Raw genomic sequence first — 18652 nt, 5'->3', positions numbered from 1 at the left:
CATGCTTGCGCTTCGGACGCGCGAAGCGCAAGATCCGAGGACCATCGGTCAGCTGTTCTTTTTGTGTTGTGATGAATTGGAGGACATCCGATTTGCAGAAGCAATTCTATTGGTATTGGACTGCCTGAAGGCGTCTCTCACGGAAGAACCTATCTTGTCTGAAGAAATGGTGCAGTCTGTTCTGGACAGAGTTTTCGACAACTTTCCTGCTTTCTTAAAACGAGCATTTCATCAACCTGAAAATCAGTTCCCGAGCGGTTTATCGGCATAATAGTATAGCTAGAATTATTGATATATCAAGCCTTTAGGGTCTTTTTCGGTGTGCGAAAGTTGAGTAATCAATCTACAGATCCAAAAAAACCACTGACCCGACATAGGGATCAGTGGTTTTTTTGCTTTACGGTTTTGAATCAGATTTTGATGCCTTGCTTGCGTCGCTCCGCAAATTCTGCTGTCGCAGTGAAAAGGACATCAGTCGATGAGTTAAGAGCTGTCTCAAAGGAATCTTGAAGGACGCCGATGATAAAACCGACACCGACTATTTGCATAGCCACATCGTTCGGGATACCGAACAGACTTGATGCTAACGGGATAAGCAACAGTGACCCACCAGCAACACCCGATGCTCCACAAGCACTGATCGCTGCCAGGATACTGAGGATGAGGGCAGTACCGAAATCAACAGGGATACCCAAGGTGTGGACTGCTGCCAAGGTTAGGACGGAAATCGTCACCGCCGCACCTGCCATATTGATCGTTGCACCAAGCGGAATGGAAACCGAATACGTGTCCCTGTCCAATCCAAGGTCCTCGCAAAGGGTCATGTTGACAGGAATGTTCGCAGCCGAACTTCGTGTGAAGAAAGCAGTGATGCCACTTTCCCTCAAACATCTGAAGACGAGCGGGAAAGGATTGGAACGGATATAGATGTAGACGATGATCGGGTTGACGACCAAAGCGACGAACAGCATACAGCCGATCAGCACCGCAAGCAGTTTGCCATAGCCCAGTAATACGCCGATTCCGCTTGTAGAGATGACATCAAAAACAAGACCCATGATTCCCAACGGAGCGAAGGCAATGACAATCCGGACCATTTCCGTCAATGCATCAGAAACATTGGACAGCATCAACTTGGTTGAAGCCGCAGCGTTCTTCAAAGTAAAACCGAGCATGAGAGCCCAAGACAAGATGCCGATGTAGTTGGCATTGAAAAGCGCCTTGATTGGATTATCCACAACGTTCAACAACAAAGCCTTCAGGACTTCCACCACACCGCCTGGAGCAGTGACATCCTCGACGCCGGAACCCAATGTCAAAGTCACCGGGAAGAGGAAGCTTGCGACAACCGCTACGAGTGCCGCCAAGAACGTTCCTAAAAGGTACAGCACGATAACAGACTTCATGTTCGTCTGTTGACCTTTTTTATGTTGCGAAATCGCAGATGCTACCAAGAAAAATACCAAGATGGGTGCAATTGCCTTCAAAGCTCCGACAAACAACGCACCAAAAATTGTGATCGGTTTTGCTATGTCCGGTATAGTGACAGCAAGAATGATCCCGATGACCAAACCGGCGATGATACGTTTGACAAGACTCAGCTTGTACCAGTGATTCATTAATTTATACAATTCGTATTCCTCCTGATGTATGCAAAAATTACAATAAAATGAGTACATAGGTTTTCATATTACCATAATTTAATCTCCCTAGGAAGAATACCTTTCACTTTTCTCTTACCGCGTGTCTGTTGAATTGGATTCCTCATTATTTGCTTTCTGCATTTTCGTGACTTTTTTTAAAATTCCTCTTTTCTGATCAGCTGAAAAGCGCTATAATATATTTTATGGAGAATTACTCAAGTCCGGCTGAAGAGGACGCACTCGAAATGCGTTAGGTGTCGAAAGGCGCGCGGGGGTTCGAATCCCCCATTCTCCTTAGAGCAATTTCAGTTGATTCAAACGGATTGAAAAAACCGCTATCCATCAAGGTTTAGCGGCATTTTTGAAGATATTCAATTCGATGCAACTACAAGTAAATAGACGTGCACATAGACGTGGAATGAACGTGGCGTGGGCAGCGGTGGAACTACTCTCGATGATAGGGGGTAGTTTTTTTATGTTCCCAGCCCAGGTCATGCCCATCTTCTTTTGCTATAGCCTCTAAAAATGCTACAAGCTGATACATTTTATACTCTTTATTCGTGCCTGGCATTATGTTTAGTAAACGACTTAGAGGCTCTTCAATTTCAGCCAAATACCATTCATGTCCATCGGCTGCGTTGGGTGAATTGACTAGCACCATTTGGTTCATCACCATATCAAACTCGCTTAACTCCGTTGTAAAATAATAATTAGTCCCTCTGTCTCTGTATTGGTAAATTTTCATAATTATCTCTTCCCTTCAATTTTGGTTTGTAATTTTAATTACACCTATCATAGGCAGCCGGGAAGAGTATTATCACTTGATCGTGTCTGAGCTCGTTCTAGTAATTCTGAGCACAAAAAAAGCCGCCCTCAAATTAAGAGAGTGGCTTTTTTTGTGATGTAGTAAAAACTATATATCCTTCAAATTCTTCAGGAACAAGCATAGGTTATTTGGTGATTCATAATTTGCAAGTTCTGAAAAACCGTTACGAGAATAGAAATTTGTTAATTTTGGGTGATCCTCACACTCTAAAAAAAGTATTCTCCCACCAATCAAAATGTACGCCTCACGAATCTTTTGATAAGCTAAAGCAATAAGCTCATCTCCGGTTATTCCTTTGGCTTTAATCGCTTCCTCAGAATAGTTTTTGCCAAGTTGACCAAGTAAAATACCCTTTATTTCATAGTTAGCCATCTCAGTTTTATAACCTAGCCCCATTAACCGTTTCTTTAATGAAGTACTCATACTGTTGAATTGCTTTTTAGGTATAACTAATGGTTTATTTGAAATAGCGAAATACCCGGCTAAATAAGGTTTTTTTTGATATGATGCCATTACTAGATAAGTCCTCGATAAGCCAAGATTTTCAAATTGAATAGACTTACTATGTAAAAAATGCTCTACATCACTCGCACCTTTTAACATAGACTTACACGAAAAAGAAAAGAGGAGTTTATTTATCTCCTCTTCGCTACTTATTGATAATAAATTACTCATCGGTATTACTGTTAACGTCATCCCTTACCTACTTTCCAATAAACGATGACATCATTTTTTGAATGCGATCTCTATCAGTCACGGTTTCTACTTTTTGTTTAATTTGATAATCTACACGTCTCGAATGGTCCAGGGCATCAGTTAACTTAAAGCTTGTTTTTTTGTTGATCTTAAAATCTGTGGTAAAGCTCTTTGTAGACATACATTCCACCTTCTCTATTTCCAGTATAGAAACACTCTCTCTGACCATAATATATCACAAATAGTACTTTTTGTGTCATAATAAGCAAAAATGTTCAAAAAAATAGGCTGATTCGCCTCGGGGGGCCCAAATCAACCTTTACTTATTGTATATCAACCAAGTTGAAACCGCTATCTTTATTTTAGGGTTGCACAAAAATATGCCACCCTTTTTAAGGCAGCCGAAAGTGCCGAATATACCGGCTCAATTTTGAGATGGTTCTGGCCAGAAAGTTTGGCCGGCTTTTCGACCGATCTATAAGCCTGTGTAATTTTCCGCATCTCCCCATAATTGGAGGCATGTTTTGCATTGCTGAGTGAGCGAATCGTTCGATAAGGACTATCCAATTTTGGATATTGCTATTATTAGGCCCTGTTTTAGGGTCCCGTTATGAGTCCTTGTTTTAAGGAGTCATCCGGCTGCTTATGGGGTCGGTGTTTCACCGACACCCTGACCAAGAAAAGCACTGACTCAACTTGTGGATGTCACCCCATTTTAGGGCCTCATAGGACCACCCAATGTAGAATTCTCGCTGCGCAATTTTGCGCCGCGAGATCTGAACCAATCCATTTCTGGCTTCGTTAATTCTGGCCAAAAGACGACGTCGTTTTAAACGACTGCAGGGGTGGCATAAAACTGTGCAAGCCTGATCACTGCATGGCTCCTTATTTCAGGGACTCATAGAAGTCTAGCGAACGTATCGTTCTGTCAGCTTGTATCCATTTTTGGCTTTAGGACAATCTAATTTTGACCCGTGCTGAAAAAACAGCTCTCTTATGGATGCTGTCGCACCTCAGCGCAATTTTGCGTTAAGCTATTATTAAATGCGCGGAAAAGTCCGCCGATTGCTGGATGCAGTCGCGCTTCGCGATTCCATTAGATAGGCCGACTTTTCGGCCAATCTTTAGATCTCCCCAATTTTGGGGGTATCTCATTAGTTCAGCCGGATTTTCGGCCGTATTAAGATCTCGTTATTTTTAACGGTATCTACTTCAATGGCCTGGGGTAGCGATTCGCTAGGTCGCGGAAGGATCTGCCCAATTTTGGATACATCTTCCTAAGGCTGCCGAATTCTCGGCCACCTCGTAAGGTAGGCTCAATTTTGAGCAGACCTATTCTCATGTTGTGAACTCAGCCGGATTTTCGGTTGAGCGCGTTGTTGTCTGGTCCTGTTGTTCGTCCGGACCATCGAACGTTTTTAGATGTGGGAAATATTTCCCGCATGTTTTGCTATCATTTGGCAATCGGCTGACTTTTCAGCCAGTTCCCTTTCTTCCAAATCTAGAATATACATCTGCTCAATTCTGAGCAGGTCTTCAAAGGTCGGCTCGATTATGAGCATACCTCAATAACCATTTTGGGAACTTAGCTTTTTCCTTGTCGAAGCTTCTGCACTGATTCGGTGCATGAGGTCGCCCTGAATCGAGGCACCCTTTCAGTGACAGACACTTTTGTCCGCAACCCTGCATACCCGACAAAACGGAGGATATGAAATCACTTATAATCCACCACAAGGAAAGAGCTGTGTTCCGTCTGAATGAATCGGCATTAGAACGACTATTTATATCACCGATTATTAATATCGCTTCGAATGTAAATTTGAGCCACTTTATAGCATGGCCTTTCGCTATAGCTCAAACCCATAGCGGATGGGTTTAGCCCACTAGCCTATCCAGCTACCGTCATTTAAAATGACGTCGTCTTTTCGCTGTCAATTTGATTGATTTCAAAACAAGTGCTCTAGCGTATCTGTTTCGCTGTCACTTTTAGTGATAGCGGCCGAAAATTTTGCTCTTGTTCCGGACAATAGCGGCATAACGTTTCGTTAGGTCAGCCGGCTACCGTCATTTAAAATGACAAAAAGTTTTAATGTTAACAAACGTTAACATCATAGCCGTTGTGCTGTTCTTTTTTTAAGGGGGTTCGCTTTGTCCGTATGTACCTTTTTTTGAATATTATCATGCTGTTACACATTTATATTTATGAAGCCACCTTTCGCAACTTCTTGCAAAGCCAAGCGTATAGGCTATGTTTTCGGGGTCAGTCTGATCGGCTAGGGACAACAAAAAAGGGGTCGGTATTTAGCCGACACCCTCGCCATCTTATTGTTGGATTCCTGTGTTGCATTTAAAATGGCTGATACGGCTTGTTCCAATGATATGGATTCGTCGCAAAAATTGAATCAAGAAAGATTATATTCTGTTCTGCTTTTTCTACGTTTAAACCGGCGCCTATGCACACCACGTTTCGATACCACCGATAGAAACCTTGTATTTTCGGTTTTTTCAGCAACCTGCTTCCATTTACGTTAGCTACTCGCGCGCTACAACCATAGGCCAAACGATACGCTTTTGAAGCGTTCTGATACCGAAGATAATACATACAGAACAATTCTTGCCGCGCGTTTAATCCGTATTCTTTAGCCATGCTTTCATACTGCCATTCTTCGAAAATACTAGCCGTTTTTCCCTTTCCATTCGTTTTTGTCATGTTCATCCATCACCCTATCCCATAGCTGATGATCTGAATATCCACGCTGGTTCATGATCCATATCCCGTGCTGTTATGGCATCAATCACTTTGCCATCAACATTCTAGTCAATAGACCGTGAAGTAATTATCATTACTATCCATCCCATGGTTTGCTGTCAATGATGCAACACTTTTTGTTGCATCACTTTTTTGTTGCAACAAAAAGTGTTGCATCGTGTTGCAGTGTTGCATCCCGTATATCAATGTTTTTATGCGCTTTACATCTTCTTTTATCCCACGTTTTCCCACAAGCTCCCGGGCATGGGCATCAGCTGTTATCCAGCTGCATTAATAGACTTTCGCGTATAACTTCGTTACGTTTGGAAACCTCGGATGCTCAAGGCGGAATAGCTTTTATTGAAATTACATATTCTTACATGGTCCTATCCAATGAGATGAACTCGTACGTAGCTTTTAATTACAATTTATACCAATGATCCGAAATTTCAGCACATCCAATCACTTAATCAAACGCTTATACCTAAAATTTTATATTATTCTTTTTTCTTCAGGTGCATCATAGACTTCTCTTAAGCGATGTAACTCTTTATTAAATGTAATACTTCTTGTTCCCGCTTCTAATAAGTCACGATTTTCAAAGTAATAAGCAAAGCAGATAATGCTGTACAGGGTATCCATGCCTTGATTTTTAACATAAGGTTTATACGGATGAAAAGCATTCGGATGGCTATCTGCGTAATCTCTAAAACTCTTAAGCAGTTTCACTGGATCTTTGTAACCAAATATTCCTCCGATGTCTTTCGTGAACGCATATTGCTGAGATTTAGCTTTTACCTCTATAAGTTCCATTCTTATCTCTCCTTATTTATGGTCTATTCTTAGCGCGTTAACAAGTTTCTATCACTGTATTCCATCAATAAACAATACTGTAGGTAATAACGCCGTTTTCTGCTGATAAGATTAAATCGCCCTCATAAGAATAGAGATAAACTACCTTGCCTCCGATATGCGCGCTGGTATCAGCAAAGAGTGGATGAATTACGTTTGAAAGATAAGCGTCCGCATCGTTGTTTTGAGTAGCAAGCCATATCCCTTGAGATATACCAGAAGACAATGGCGTTGCAGTAATACCCTGTTCTGTTTCAGAAACAGTAAAACCATTATCAATAAGGGCATTTACCGCTTCAGAACTATCAAGAGCTACTACAGTATTTTCAGCTGGCTCTTCAGCAATCTCATATACTTCTACCTCTGGAACTTTTTCAGTGGCAATCGCTTCTGCATCTATATTAAAAATATATCTTCCTACTTCTTCAAAAGTGTCATAATCCAATCCTCTGAAGGTAACTGGGAATTCATTATTATTCAGTGTGTACGCTTCAACCACTTCGATTGTTTTACCAGGCAATAAATAATTGTTCCTTGAATTACTCTTATCCACCATTTCGTTATAAGTCCCCGTATCGTCCCCAAAAGCATCCAAAAAATGGTACATTGAATCCAGAATCACTCTGGATGTTTCATTATTTTGCTCTAGTTCAATCCACAATAATGTATCTAAGGGCAGCAGTTCCTCCGAATCGCTCTTATTAGTTAACCTATACGTGACAAATAGACCTGGATTACTTTCCGCTGGACTTTGGATTACTTCGACTTTTTCAATCGCTAAAATAAAATGGTCATTCTCTAACACATTCTCAGTAAACGTTGTATCAGGAGTAATAACTTGATCTACCACCGGAGAATTTGACTCTTCTTCTGCATCATACTCAGCGCTACAGGATGCTAGCATAACCGAACTAATAATTAAAAATAAAAATTTCATTTTCGACGCCTCCATTATTTATATTTAGCAACTTCTTATTCCTAAATTATATCAAATATATATTAATAGTATATGAACATTCTTTCGTCCTTAAACATATTCACGTTGCCGTCAAGCGGCTACCTGCAAATAATAAGAAGGGGTATATCCATTTTTGGATATACCCCCATTTACTTTCTACACATCCATTAAATGCTCTTCTGAAATTTGTTGTGCAAAATCCATTTCTATTTGCGTTATATAACGTTGCACTTGCTCTTTTGCATTTTTATCAAGGCAAAGCTCATAATGTTTAACAAACTCAACAACGCTACGCACTAGAATATTACTCATGGCTTTTTTAATTACTGAGTTTAAAGCGGCTGCCTTTAAATCCAGTAATAAATATAGCTGTTTAATTTCTGCTTCATCAATTTCTCTATTTAAAGCAAGGAGGAGCTTTTGATATGATTCTAAAATTTCCTCACCGATAGAAAGAATTGAATTGCTTTGTTTAGGCAGAATTACAGACCCAAGTTCATCAATTTTTTTAATGATCGAATCTATTTCCGGATAAATTATCGCGTCTGTGGCGCTAAAAGGCTTTTCCGAGAACACACTTTCAAATATCAGATCCACTATATTGGATGCACCGATGATCAATCCATCTGTCATTAAATCTATCTCCTTTCCTCATTCTATATTTAGGATTATTTATCTTGCCGCATTTTTTCTGGCCAAAGTTAGAACATTGGTATTTTTGATTACAAAGATCAAGCTCAAATCTGTCGACTCCCTTGCTTATCATACTGCTTAAAAATTCAGTACTCACAGCAACACCCTAGGTTAAACGTCAGATAAAAATATAAGATTAGCCTCCTCTTTTTCATATCTTCGTCCCTTTTATCACCCATTGCTCCAACGCCTGTTTGTGAAAACGCCATTTCTTACCGATCTTCACGCCTGGTATTCGCAGCGCTTCATCTTTCGACTTCGCATAGGCATACAAGCTATTCTTCGAGATCCGCAAGAAGGCGGCCGCTTCGGTTGCGGTTAAGATATTGCCTTCCATAACTAAACCTCCATTTTTCTCTTGTATACGCTGTGCTTGATAGCAAATCCCTTCACCGCAGCTACATAGATTTCCAAGACAGCAATCATCCATCGATGCGTCCGAGAACCTTTCCGAGTTGTTTTGCAAATTTTTCACCTACTTCTCTATAAAATTCATAGACAGACCTTGCCATTTTATCGCGCCGAATTTTTCGTTCCACGAATACAATGGTGCCGTCCGGTCCCCTACATAGAATGTTTTTGTGGCCATACCGCCGGTTTTTGGGTTCGGGTAAGATGCCTCAAAAAAGGCATGGTCTACCGCATTCAGGACGTCGAATATCTCTCCATCGCTCAGCGGACCCCACTTGATTTCTAATTTCACTTTTTCCGATATGATATCCCGTACCATTGTGCCACTAGCATTTCTCCCGCTTGTGTCGGCATCGATCGTTTGGTATCCCACGCTAAACTCTTGGGGGGCCTTTACGTAACGCCCACCCACTAACAGTAATTCATCCATTCGGACCCCTCCTAGATATTTATAGGGATTGCTCCCGTACGATCGATAATCTCGTTGATTTCATTGATTACGATTTTTCCGATCTTCTGACCATCCATTACTAACGTGACTTCCATCGGTCCGCTCACTTTGTTTCCGGATGCAGCATACATAGCTATTGCGTTCGAAATCGATTCCGACATACCCGTAAGCCCGCCGCCTGCTTCCCTCGTAGAGATCGGCATATCCAATCGCTGCATAGGCGTTTCTAAAAATAGATCAGGCATTTGCAACGAACTGGTATCGGAGACGCCTAAATAGTCCTTTGCGATTTCAAGCAATTCAATCGCTCTGTTGCGTTTTTCAAGAGGGATGACCATTTCCTTCTTGTTTCCTTCTGCGAGTCTGTAGTAGCCCTCTTTTGACACTACGCCGCCATTTTCGTATCCGTGGCCGTGGCCGATAACACCCAGCATGCCAGTAGCTCCATAACGACTTTTGGCGTAATTGATACCAGCTAACAAACTGTCCAGACCGTTTAAACGGTTGTCGTGGCCGGGGAATTTATAGGCATTGAAGGTTGCTCCGATAACTTGGACCAAACCTTTGGCCAAATCCCCCGTCTTGTTATTGATATCGCCTATATTTCCTTGGATAGCCTTTTCGTTACCGCCTGATTCAGACTGAATTTGACGCAACCAAGCATTTACATAAGCATCAGTCGTTGGTAGTCCGTTCATGGAAAGCGCCCTGATAACAGTTGGTCTCCATCGCTCCACGCCGGTTCCTACAGGTGACTCTGAGCCTTTTTCAAGCATTCCTTTGATAAAGTTTGTCGCACTTCCTGCTACCGTGCTAATCCCGCCCTTGGCGATGGCTAAAGCCGGGTTTACTGCATCTGACAAGTTAACGAATTTGCTGATGGCGATATCCAGCAATTCGCTTGGGTTCGATAGATAATCCCAGACCGTTCCGGCCATTTCTTTCGCTCCGTTATAAGCTTTGCTAAACCAATCGCCAATGCCGTTCGCGTAACGAGGAACGCCGCCGTACATGCTGTTTGTTCTTTCGCCGTCCAGCACTTTCGCGCCTCGTGGTAGATTGACCAGCATATTTCTTTGGTTCGGGAATAAGCCGACTTGACCACCAGGAAGTTGGAAAGCTTCGCGGTAGTTCTTACCGCTACCGTCATTGACCATTGCCAAACCTCCTGGATGCGCATTCGTTCCTTTTGCATAAAAATAAGGAACTTCCCAAGTGGACAATTTACTTCCTCCTGCACCGACCTTATCCAACACCCAGTTGACTCCGCCAATCACGCCATTGACCGCTCCCCCAATTACACCGACAATGCCATTAGCGATGGAGTTAGCGGCTGATTTTACAGCCCCAAGGCCATTCCGTAGTCCTTCAGCAATTTTTGATCCTAAGCCCGAAGCCCAACCGGTCACTTTTTCAAAAGTTGTGCTAGCAGTTGATTGAATAACGCTTAGATATTCGCCAACCTTGCTTTTCATGTTCGAAAAAGCGTTGATAGCATTCGTCTTTGCTTCGTTTGCTTTTGTTGTTACTTTGCTAGATACGGTATTCCAAACATCACTTGCATTTGCTCTAATATCTCCAAAGAAATTTTTTGTTTTCTCCGACATCTCACGGGCTTTCTCTACTACAATGTCTTTAAGTTCTCCAAATGCTTTTTTAGGATTCTCTACTGCATCTGCTAGGAACCCTAAAGTGCTTGTGATGGATTCTAGCTCACCAACTAAAGTTGCCCCGACCCACTCACCTAGGGGAACAAGGAAATTCTCCCATAACCAAGCAAGAACTGGTTTTACAGCTTCCAAAACATTGCCTAACAAACGAAAAGCTTCGGAAATTGCATCAAACGCAGCCGGAACCCCTTCTTCTATAGCCCATTTGGAAATGGGAAGTAGGACATTCTCGTATAGACCACCTAAACCGTCTAATATGGGTTGCAAAGCACTTCTTAAATTTCCCGTCATTCCAGCAATCGAATCTAATAGCGGGCCAAAATCCAAATTTCCCGCCCACTCTTTGGTGGCTTCTGTTATTTCTTTAGCCTTTTCTGTGATGTCTTCTGCAAAACCTAAGATATTTTTAAATATGCGTTCCCCGTTACCCGCTTCATCCCAAGCTTCACCAAAATTATCTACCATATCGCTGATAGCTTTGTTTAAGTTTGTATAGATTTCTAAGATATTACCGGCAATTCGTTCACCAGTGCCATCATTCCAGGCATCCCTGAAGGTATCAGTAACTTTGTATAACAATCCAAGTACCGAGTTCCACTTATCAAAAACAGATTGAATTAACGCAGTGCCCCTACCTTCATCGTTCCATGCATCCTTAAAGGCTTTTGCTATATCTCCAATGAGATAAAGCACGTTCGACAGCAATAAGAGGATGTTTCCTATAAAAACTTCGCCTGTTCCGTTTGTCCAAACATCCATGAAACTTGATCCGATCGATTGAGATAATCCCCAAATCTCACTTAAAGAATATTTAAAAGCATCTGTAACCGTTTTCCCGTGCTTGTTCCAGGCTGCTTGAACAGGTTCAAATAATTGTGAAAGGATGCTCCTGGCGTTATCCGCAAATTTTGATAGCCATGTCGGTGTTGAATAGTCAGGAGTATCGAAATTAACGCCGGGTGCGCCGGCTCCGGAGCCTGATCCCGCGCCTGTGTCGCTGTCTGAATTCACATCCAAACCGATACGGTTGATTTCATCAAAGCCCATCAAGGCACGCTGCAATTCTTTGATTTTTTCTTTTGCTTCCGTCGCGCCCGATCCGGTTTCTTCCAACGCCTTCACATTGTCGTACAATCCACTTGCCCCTTGTTTAGCAGCTTCATACGTGGAACCGAATATACCGGCAATAAAGGAGGCAATATAGCCTGTAGCCCTTGCCAAAGCGCTCATAAGCGCGTTGATTGCGGGTAGTACGGCCTGATATATAGGGTAGAAAGCGGTTAGGAGATTTACTTGGATTTGATTCAAGGAAGACGCAAATTGATCATTAGTCTTTAGTGCGCTCAGCATGCCTTTACTCAGTGCCAAAATCCCTCGGTATAATAGTCCGTATATGAGAATACGAGTAGCCAGCCTAGAGATCGCACTTCCAAATAACCCTGTACTTCTTTTCATGCCATTTGTTCTTTTGGTGATGTTATTGGATCCTTTACTGAATAATGAGAAGAATCCTCCCATCAACGAGCTGTTTCTCCGTGCACCGTGTGCAATGAAATTTGATGTGCGGTTAAACAATCCGCCGAATCTCGACCAGACACTACCGGCTTTATCAGACTTAGCAGCGATATTTTGTATCCCTAATGCTGTATTCCCAGTCTGGATGGATGATTTTGCTAGTCCATTATCTAAAAGACCAAGAGCCTGCCTTAGTGATCTTACTCTATCTTCTGTATCCGCATAGGCTTTTTGAAGAGCATCGTTAGAGCTAATCAGTTTGTTCATTTGAGCCGTTTGCTTCTGAATCTTCTGCATCGTATCTAATGATTTGTCTGAATCGGTTGTGCTGAAGCCCGATTGAAAAGAACCAGTAATTTTCCTTTGTGATTCATAAAGCCTCTGCATGTTTGCGATTTTAGCGCGCATCGTTTCGATTTGAGACTCATTTTGTTCCATTGTAGCCGCAATGTTCTTCAGGCTGGATGGCACTGCATCAAATTCTTTCTTCATCGCTCGCGCCATTTCGCTAGCTTTGTTCCGGTAGCTCATCATTCTCTGCTCAGCACTTGCTATCTGTTCGTCGTACTTAACTACAGCTCCGTTATCGCCATATTTCACTGCTGATGCCCGTTGCGCTGTTAAGTGAGCTATCTTATTTTGCGCCGCTCTGGCTCCGCTTGTTTTCGCGTTAATATCCTTAACCATCAAGTCGATTTCCTTATTGGCTTTAACACGCGTTTGCTTGAACCCTTGTTCTAGATTGCGGGATGTTGCATCGGCCTTGCTTTTGGATATTTCTTCCATGCGGTCCATCTGTTGACTAAACTTCTTGATGAAGTCACCAAGTATGTTTTCTACTTTTTTCGTAGCATCGCTCATATCGAGATTTTGCTCGATCTTGTTACCACTCTGACCAGTGGCGCTTTCGACTTTTTTCAAAAGTCCATTAATTTGCGGCAAAACCTTACTGATTGATTGCTCAATACCTGATAGATCAATATCAAGCTTAACCTCTAATTTTTCCAATTCCATTGTATGCACCTCCGTTCTCTGTATTTTTTGATGGTTTAGGACATCAGCCTATTTTTAACCACCCCCTTCAATGAAGATATCGCTTTAATTTTACATCACGATCTGTCCGGCTCGATAATCTCCAGTCTCGGCGAATGTGATTGGAAATTGATAGCGAGAAAGACGGCTCGTGAACCGCGCATCATACAGCTGCTTCAAGCTATCAAAATTATAGTTCGAGGTAATAATGGTATGTTTCTCTTCTCGGCTGTCTAAGAACTCTGTCAGCAACTCGCTTGAAAATGCTGAATCTTTTATTAATTCTGATCCGACATCATCCAGTACCAGGCATTGTGCATTTTCGGCTATTTTCAAGAAATAGTCGCGTCCTTTTAAGCTCTTATCGTTAAAAGAAGCGGTAATCATGTTGTAGATTTTCTTGTAGTTGAAATATACAACTGTCATCGCGTGACCATCTCTTCGGCTCATTTCGTTCACGTTATTAGCAATGCCGAAGCTAAGATGTGACTTCCCGCATCCAGTGTTACCGGTTAATAAGACGTTAATAGGGGTCCCCCCTACAATTTTTAGCACTGCCTGGGTAGCTAGATCCTTATTGGTCTTCGCTTCCGCTGTGGTGGGGACATAGTCCTTTAACCCCTTGTTTTTTGTAATCAGCTCCCTTTCGCCGATGATAGAGTATCGTTTCAAGTAGTCGTACTTTTGCGCTTCAGTTCCGAATATCATTTCATGACGCTGTGTTTCGCTTTCTCTAAAGCACCTCTCGACTGCTTCACGGCGGCACTTCGGGCAGAAAATTTCTTCGGTCACTAAGTTCTGCAATTTTTGGAAGTCATTTTTATGGACCGGCTTTCCGTTAGCATCTGTCGGACAAGTCTTACTCGTACAGTATTCATTAACGAAGATGAACGAATGATCTACCATGATCTGCTGTGCATCTCTTTTTAATCGTCCGATTGTTTCCATTGCCATTTCAATCAATCCCCTTTCTTTATATCAACTGGTCTGAAATTTCACTTATTCTCTTTCTGTCTTCATCCGACAACGCAGGATCAGAATCCTTGGTGAAGGTCTGGCCATAGATGCCGCTCCCGTTGCCTAGCGTCTTACCTGGGTTGCTGTTTTGCCGTACTTGGTTCAAATATTGATCCATCTTTGTACCAAATAACGTCGAAGGCTGCAGGTATTGGACCATCTTAGTGTCTTTCAACCAATCGCCGCACTTGTTATCAATCACCTTTTTAAATTCATCCGGGCGGTAGCCTTCGTTCCACCGCGCTTTAATTGCTTTGCGGTGCCCAGCTGCCGAGTGCTTGAAGCTCTTCCCGGTTTTTTAATTAAGATAGTCGATTATTTCCCGGTATGGGATAGGGTCGGGCTTCTGCTCGACAAGTTCTTTTTTATTAAGATTGGTATTATTAAGACTGGTATTATTAAGACTGGTAATTATAGTGCCTTCATTTCCTATGGCTTCGAATCCTATACCTACGTTTCCTATGCATTCATTTCGTATACCTACAATTTGACGTGTTACGGAATACCCTTGTAACCAGTAGATATTATTGCTCCATCCACTTTCTTTTCTCTCACGAGTTACTGACATATAACCATGATCAATCAACTGCTTTTTGTGCTTATGGAACCTGTTTTCGCTGATATTAAGCTCATGACAGATCAATTCTATTCCAGGATATGCTTTCCCTTCATCGTCCGCAAAAGAAGCAAGGTAAGAGTATATCGCTTTGGCTTCAATGCTTAGGGAAGCATCACGCGTTATTTTTTTTGGAGAATACCCATAACCATCTTTTAAAATATCAGGCAGCAATGCCCCCTTTTCACCTTCAGCCATTCACACGTCACCCACTAACCTTTAAAGTATTTATCTATGCCCCATTGTGCTTCTTCTTTGCTCTCTGCATCGAACCCATACAGCTTCAGAAATAGTGCATTACGCTGCTCTGCAGCCTTTGCATTCCATGCCTGGGTTGATAATTCCAGCAGCTCAGCTATCTTGTCGCCGTTTGGGTATTCAATAATTTGGATGTTTTTGGCCCTTAGCATACGCAATTACCGCTAATTGTATTTTTGGTCAAAGATCGGATTATCTCTACTACGCCGCCAATTAAAAATTGGTCATCAGCGCCTTTGCTGTTCTCTAAGATCGCAACCGTTCTATTGTCTACAAGGAAATCCATCAATCTTTTTTCGGTTTGGCTGTCATCCACTATGAGAATATCGCCATGCATAATTTCGTTTTCTGTATAGCCTTCAACCGCCTTCACTGCATAAAGTTGGCAATTTATTTTTTGATTAATCATTTTCCTTCACTCCCTTATAAAGCCGTTACCCAATAGCGGACTCCGTCAGCTGTCCTGAGTTTCGCTTCGTGTTTTTCAATGGTTTCTGAATCACATAAAGCGTCGGCTGCTTCAACGCATTCATTAACCCATGCAGTTACCTCAGAATAATCCCGCGGCTGTCTGCCGAATTCGCTGATAAATGTTTTTGTATTCATTTTCTCTGCGTATGCGCTCCACCCTGCTGGTGTATTTATATTTAATCGTTGTTTTTTCATTGGCATTTGCTCCGTTTAGTTTTATTTGGTAAAATAAGCAGCAAGAAAGGCTCCTTTGCCTTACTACTCTTACATGCATTTCAATATGATGCCCTCTCTCGCTTGCCGGCTGTGAGGGTTATTTTTTTGTGCATTTTTCAACCAACTTCAATAGTGTTCTTAGGTCCTCGGCCGTGACATATTGCGCCATCCGACTTTCTGGAAATTCTTCTAGACTTTCGCGAATCCGATCAAGCGCCTCTTTTTCTGCCATGTTCATTCGCGTTCCCCCCCTTTCCTCATTTCCTAATCCCTTGCTGCATCTCTTCGATTACAAGTAAGACCTGTTTGATTTTCTTGTCCCAATCTTTGTCCACTGTATTGAAACCACGAGCCTGAAGGAATGCATCAATTGTGGCCCTGTTGAATTCGTGAAGAACTATTTCAACTCTGGTTAGCTCATTTTCATTATCCAATACGTTCACGCTCCTTAATAGATTTAATAATTTCTTTCTGCTTAGCTTGATTAAGGCGCTCGTTTATGAATATCGTCTTTAAACTCGGAATATAGCAACCCTCACTTTTAAGATCTAATAACACTATTTCGATTCCGTTCGTTGCAAAATTCGTATCTTTTAAAGTTTTAATCATGATCTCCCCCTCTAATGGCGTACTTATAAATGATTTTTAGCGTTCCCCAGGTTAATCCCGATATCATCCACCCAGCTATGTAAGCTTCCCTTACTGCATCCATCTAATCATCACCTTTCTTTTTTTATTCGGTATGCCGTACCTATCAGCATACCTTTCCAATCGTAAATAAAAGCCGCCTCCTCCTGAGCATCGTACATTTCACCTTTGATATACACGAGGCCATGTTTCCGCGCTTTGTGATAATCATCCTATGATGAGCGTTCAATCCTGTAACCCATCTCCTCGAGATAAATTAAATCTCTCACGCTGTAACCAACCACTACTGGAAGCCCCGTCTCCTCATGATTTAAATATACTTTTTCTATCACTGTTCCCAGTCCTTTCTTGATGCATCCACCAAGTCATTTACGCCGTCGCCATGGCGTGTTTAATATTCAATCGTTTTATGATTTTCGAACCGCTGCCCCGCGGATTTCTTAAAATGAATGTTCTTCTAAGAATCGATTAACTTCCGTTTTACTCAGCAATGTTTTCCCCTGCACTACAGCCACCCGAAGCCCTTGCTTTCTCCATGCGGATATTGTTCCAAAACTGATGCCCAACCACTCGCAGGCTTCCTTTTGATTCATCCACTCACGGCCTGTTGTTTCTCGCTGAACAGCTTCTTCTATTGCCTGCGCTGCAGCATTACGAATCATAGATTTGAGTTCATCCTGCAGCGTGTCAGATATCGGAATTTGCAGATTAGCCATGTTCTCACCACTTTCCTCTATTAAGTTTTGTTGAATTTAGCGTAACCCTTAGGATTCGAAATATTTAGTATCCTCTTTTGGCCTCTAAATTTTTGATAGCTACTTCTATCGCTTTCCTTTTTGTATCATCAATCTCAAATCTAAGCCAAACAGAGAAAGTTGATGCTGAAATCCCAATTTCTTTAGCAATTTCCCAGTACTTCAAACCGCTTCTGGTGATTGCATTGCGCAATTCTTTATTCGAAATGTCCATGATTATCCCCCCTTTCCGTGTAGCGTACTAAAACCATAAAACGTATCACGCTCACTACGTCTTATGTTTTGATAATACTACACTTAATGCGTAGTGTCAACAATGCTGTTGTTGTCTTTTTGTAGGGTGCATGCTACAATGTGCTTAATTAAGTAGGAGGAGGTCTATTATGATAAAGGTGAAATTAAAAGAAGTACTTAAGGATAAAAAGCTATCCATTACTGACGTTAGTAATGCTACTGGAATCGCTAGGAGTACATTGACTCCGATTGTTAATAATCCAGAGGATGTTAAAGCGATAAAATTTGACACGTTGGATAAACTCTGTACGTACTTGGATGTTGATCTTCATGAGGTAATTGAGTTCAAACAAAACGAAAGCAAGAATGAGATACTACGTTTTTGGGTTTCTCAAAATAAAAAATTCGGGGTTATAGAGATAAAAAGGAGTAATCCGTATAGTGAAAAATCAGGGTTTATTTCCTTTTCTGTTGAAAACCACGCCGAGATAAAACGAGGCTCTAAATGGGAAGATGATGAATTTGAGGAAGTGGAAGGTTCTTATCTCTGCACCTTAGAAATCATGAATAATGAGGAAATTATGTCACTGAACACAAAATTCGGTGATTTTAAAATTCAAAATTCTATTACCCCAATGGATCAAGCTGACTTAAAAAAAATATTAGAAAAAACAGATAGACAAGAACTAATGGACTTAACTGTTCAGATCATATTTTTATTTATGTTTAATTCATCCTTAAAATTACACATAGATTCTATTGATATATCCTGGTCAATAGGAAGCGTTATTCTGGATAGACAAAAAAACTCATTTAAATTTGAAAATGATTATAAAAATAAAACACTTAAGAATGTAAGTGATTACGAGGAAGCGTATAATAGGGAAAACCGGAACTTCAATTTTTATAATGTACTTTAAAATATTATAATGTCGGCTTAG

General features: G+C 41.5%; 22 protein-coding genes, 1 tRNA gene and 2 pseudogenes. 3 read left to right on the top strand and 22 right to left on the bottom strand.

The features are described from left to right. Nucleotides 1–271, top strand: a pseudogene (locus BMZ71_RS14890) (hypothetical protein); the annotation flags it as partial. A 139-nt stretch (nucleotides 272–410) separates the two neighbouring features. On the opposite strand, the gene sstT reads toward BMZ71_RS14890, so the two are convergent. Next, nucleotides 411–1619, bottom strand: a complete 1209-nt coding sequence (gene sstT, locus BMZ71_RS08405) for a serine/threonine transporter SstT (RefSeq protein WP_370684640.1) — start codon at nucleotides 1617–1619, stop codon at nucleotides 411–413. Between the two features lie 229 nt (nucleotides 1620–1848). Here sstT and BMZ71_RS08400 point away from each other — a divergent pair. After that, nucleotides 1849–1938 (top strand) — tRNA-Ser (locus BMZ71_RS08400). 150 nt (nucleotides 1939–2088) lie between these two features. Here the strand turns inward: BMZ71_RS08400 and BMZ71_RS08395 are convergent. The 21 genes and pseudogenes from BMZ71_RS08395 to BMZ71_RS08310 form a co-directional block, all read right to left on the bottom strand. After that, nucleotides 2089–2388, bottom strand: a complete 300-nt coding sequence (locus tag BMZ71_RS08395) for a hypothetical protein (RefSeq protein ID WP_086989462.1) — start codon at nucleotides 2386–2388, stop codon at nucleotides 2089–2091. Between the two features lie 168 nt (nucleotides 2389–2556). After that, nucleotides 2557–3165: a GNAT family acetyltransferase gene (locus BMZ71_RS08390; protein ID WP_086989463.1), complete on the bottom strand. Its 609-nt coding sequence runs from the start codon at nucleotides 3163–3165 to the stop codon at nucleotides 2557–2559. Nucleotides 3166–3172: 7 nt separating this feature from the next. Next, complete coding sequence (locus tag BMZ71_RS14885) at nucleotides 3173–3346, bottom strand: hypothetical protein (RefSeq protein WP_177187554.1); 174 nt, start codon at nucleotides 3344–3346, stop codon at nucleotides 3173–3175. 2166 nt (nucleotides 3347–5512) lie between these two features. Then, nucleotides 5513–5875, bottom strand: coding sequence for a terminase small subunit (locus BMZ71_RS08385; RefSeq protein WP_245734407.1), 363 nt, complete (start codon nucleotides 5873–5875; stop codon nucleotides 5513–5515). Nucleotides 5876–6406: 531 nt separating this feature from the next. Continuing rightward, on the bottom strand, nucleotides 6407–6727 hold the full coding sequence (locus BMZ71_RS08380; RefSeq protein ID WP_086989465.1) for a hypothetical protein: 321 nt from the start codon (nucleotides 6725–6727) through the stop codon (nucleotides 6407–6409). A gap of 64 nt (nucleotides 6728–6791) precedes the next feature. Beyond that, a complete protein-coding gene (locus tag BMZ71_RS08375; RefSeq protein ID WP_177187553.1) occupies nucleotides 6792–7703 on the bottom strand; it encodes a DUF5067 domain-containing protein in 912 nt (303 codons plus the stop codon). 177 nt (nucleotides 7704–7880) lie between these two features. After that, nucleotides 7881–8357 carry a hypothetical protein gene (locus BMZ71_RS08370; RefSeq protein ID WP_086989467.1) on the bottom strand — a complete coding sequence of 159 codons (477 nt, stop codon included), beginning with the start codon at nucleotides 8355–8357 and terminating at the stop codon, nucleotides 7881–7883. A gap of 211 nt (nucleotides 8358–8568) precedes the next feature. Further along, the gene (locus BMZ71_RS14660; protein ID WP_143071410.1) at nucleotides 8569–8754 is read right to left on the bottom strand and encodes a helix-turn-helix domain-containing protein; all 186 of its coding nucleotides are present in this window, start codon (nucleotides 8752–8754) and stop codon (nucleotides 8569–8571) included. A 138-nt stretch (nucleotides 8755–8892) separates the two neighbouring features. Further along, nucleotides 8893–9258 (bottom strand): DUF6711 family protein, encoded by a 366-nt coding sequence (locus BMZ71_RS08360; RefSeq protein ID WP_086989469.1) that lies wholly within the window; start codon nucleotides 9256–9258, stop codon nucleotides 8893–8895. 11 nt (nucleotides 9259–9269) lie between these two features. Continuing rightward, a complete protein-coding gene (locus BMZ71_RS08355; RefSeq protein ID WP_086989470.1) occupies nucleotides 9270–13478 on the bottom strand; it encodes a hypothetical protein in 4209 nt (1402 codons plus the stop codon). A 90-nt stretch (nucleotides 13479–13568) separates the two neighbouring features. Beyond that, the gene (locus BMZ71_RS08350; protein ID WP_086989471.1) at nucleotides 13569–14450 is read right to left on the bottom strand and encodes an ATP-binding protein; all 882 of its coding nucleotides are present in this window, start codon (nucleotides 14448–14450) and stop codon (nucleotides 13569–13571) included. A 19-nt stretch (nucleotides 14451–14469) separates the two neighbouring features. Beyond that, a pseudogene (locus tag BMZ71_RS15310) lies at nucleotides 14470–14799 on the bottom strand (conserved phage C-terminal domain-containing protein); the annotation flags it as partial. A 12-nt stretch (nucleotides 14800–14811) separates the two neighbouring features. After that, nucleotides 14812–15327 carry a helix-turn-helix domain-containing protein gene (locus tag BMZ71_RS15305; RefSeq protein WP_086989473.1) on the bottom strand — a complete coding sequence of 172 codons (516 nt, stop codon included), beginning with the start codon at nucleotides 15325–15327 and terminating at the stop codon, nucleotides 14812–14814. 14 nt (nucleotides 15328–15341) lie between these two features. After that, nucleotides 15342–15539: a hypothetical protein gene (locus BMZ71_RS08335; RefSeq protein WP_086989474.1), complete on the bottom strand. Its 198-nt coding sequence runs from the start codon at nucleotides 15537–15539 to the stop codon at nucleotides 15342–15344. Next, entirely contained in the window at nucleotides 15533–15796 is a 264-nt protein-coding gene (locus BMZ71_RS08330; RefSeq protein WP_086989475.1) for a hypothetical protein, read from the bottom strand. Before BMZ71_RS08330 ends, BMZ71_RS08335 begins: the two co-directional genes overlap by 7 nt. A gap of 14 nt (nucleotides 15797–15810) precedes the next feature. Beyond that, the gene (locus BMZ71_RS08325; RefSeq protein ID WP_086989476.1) at nucleotides 15811–16053 is read right to left on the bottom strand and encodes a hypothetical protein; all 243 of its coding nucleotides are present in this window, start codon (nucleotides 16051–16053) and stop codon (nucleotides 15811–15813) included. Between the two features lie 118 nt (nucleotides 16054–16171). Beyond that, nucleotides 16172–16312 (bottom strand): hypothetical protein, encoded by a 141-nt coding sequence (locus BMZ71_RS14880; RefSeq protein ID WP_177187552.1) that lies wholly within the window; start codon nucleotides 16310–16312, stop codon nucleotides 16172–16174. A 19-nt stretch (nucleotides 16313–16331) separates the two neighbouring features. Further along, a complete protein-coding gene (locus BMZ71_RS14875; RefSeq protein WP_177187551.1) occupies nucleotides 16332–16508 on the bottom strand; it encodes a hypothetical protein in 177 nt (58 codons plus the stop codon). Beyond that, complete coding sequence (locus tag BMZ71_RS08320) at nucleotides 16501–16683, bottom strand: hypothetical protein (protein ID WP_086989477.1); 183 nt, start codon at nucleotides 16681–16683, stop codon at nucleotides 16501–16503. Before BMZ71_RS08320 ends, BMZ71_RS14875 begins: the two co-directional genes overlap by 8 nt. Nucleotides 16684–17162: 479 nt before the next feature. Beyond that, entirely contained in the window at nucleotides 17163–17438 is a 276-nt protein-coding gene (locus BMZ71_RS08315) for a helix-turn-helix domain-containing protein (RefSeq protein ID WP_086989478.1), read from the bottom strand. 64 nt (nucleotides 17439–17502) lie between these two features. Next, nucleotides 17503–17691, bottom strand: a complete 189-nt coding sequence (locus BMZ71_RS08310; protein ID WP_086989479.1) for a hypothetical protein — start codon at nucleotides 17689–17691, stop codon at nucleotides 17503–17505. Nucleotides 17692–17860: 169 nt separating this feature from the next. Between BMZ71_RS08310 and BMZ71_RS08305 the strand changes: the two genes are divergently transcribed. Continuing rightward, on the top strand, nucleotides 17861–18631 hold the full coding sequence (locus BMZ71_RS08305; protein WP_086989480.1) for a helix-turn-helix domain-containing protein: 771 nt from the start codon (nucleotides 17861–17863) through the stop codon (nucleotides 18629–18631). Nucleotides 18632–18652: the final 21 nt, after the last annotated feature.

It is taken from the genome of Trichococcus flocculiformis (genome assembly GCF_900113645.1).
Lineage (GTDB): Bacteria > Bacillota > Bacilli > Lactobacillales > Aerococcaceae > Trichococcus > Trichococcus flocculiformis.
The sequence above is the reverse complement of the archived record's forward strand: the minus strand, read 5'-3'. Positions and strand labels throughout refer to the sequence as shown.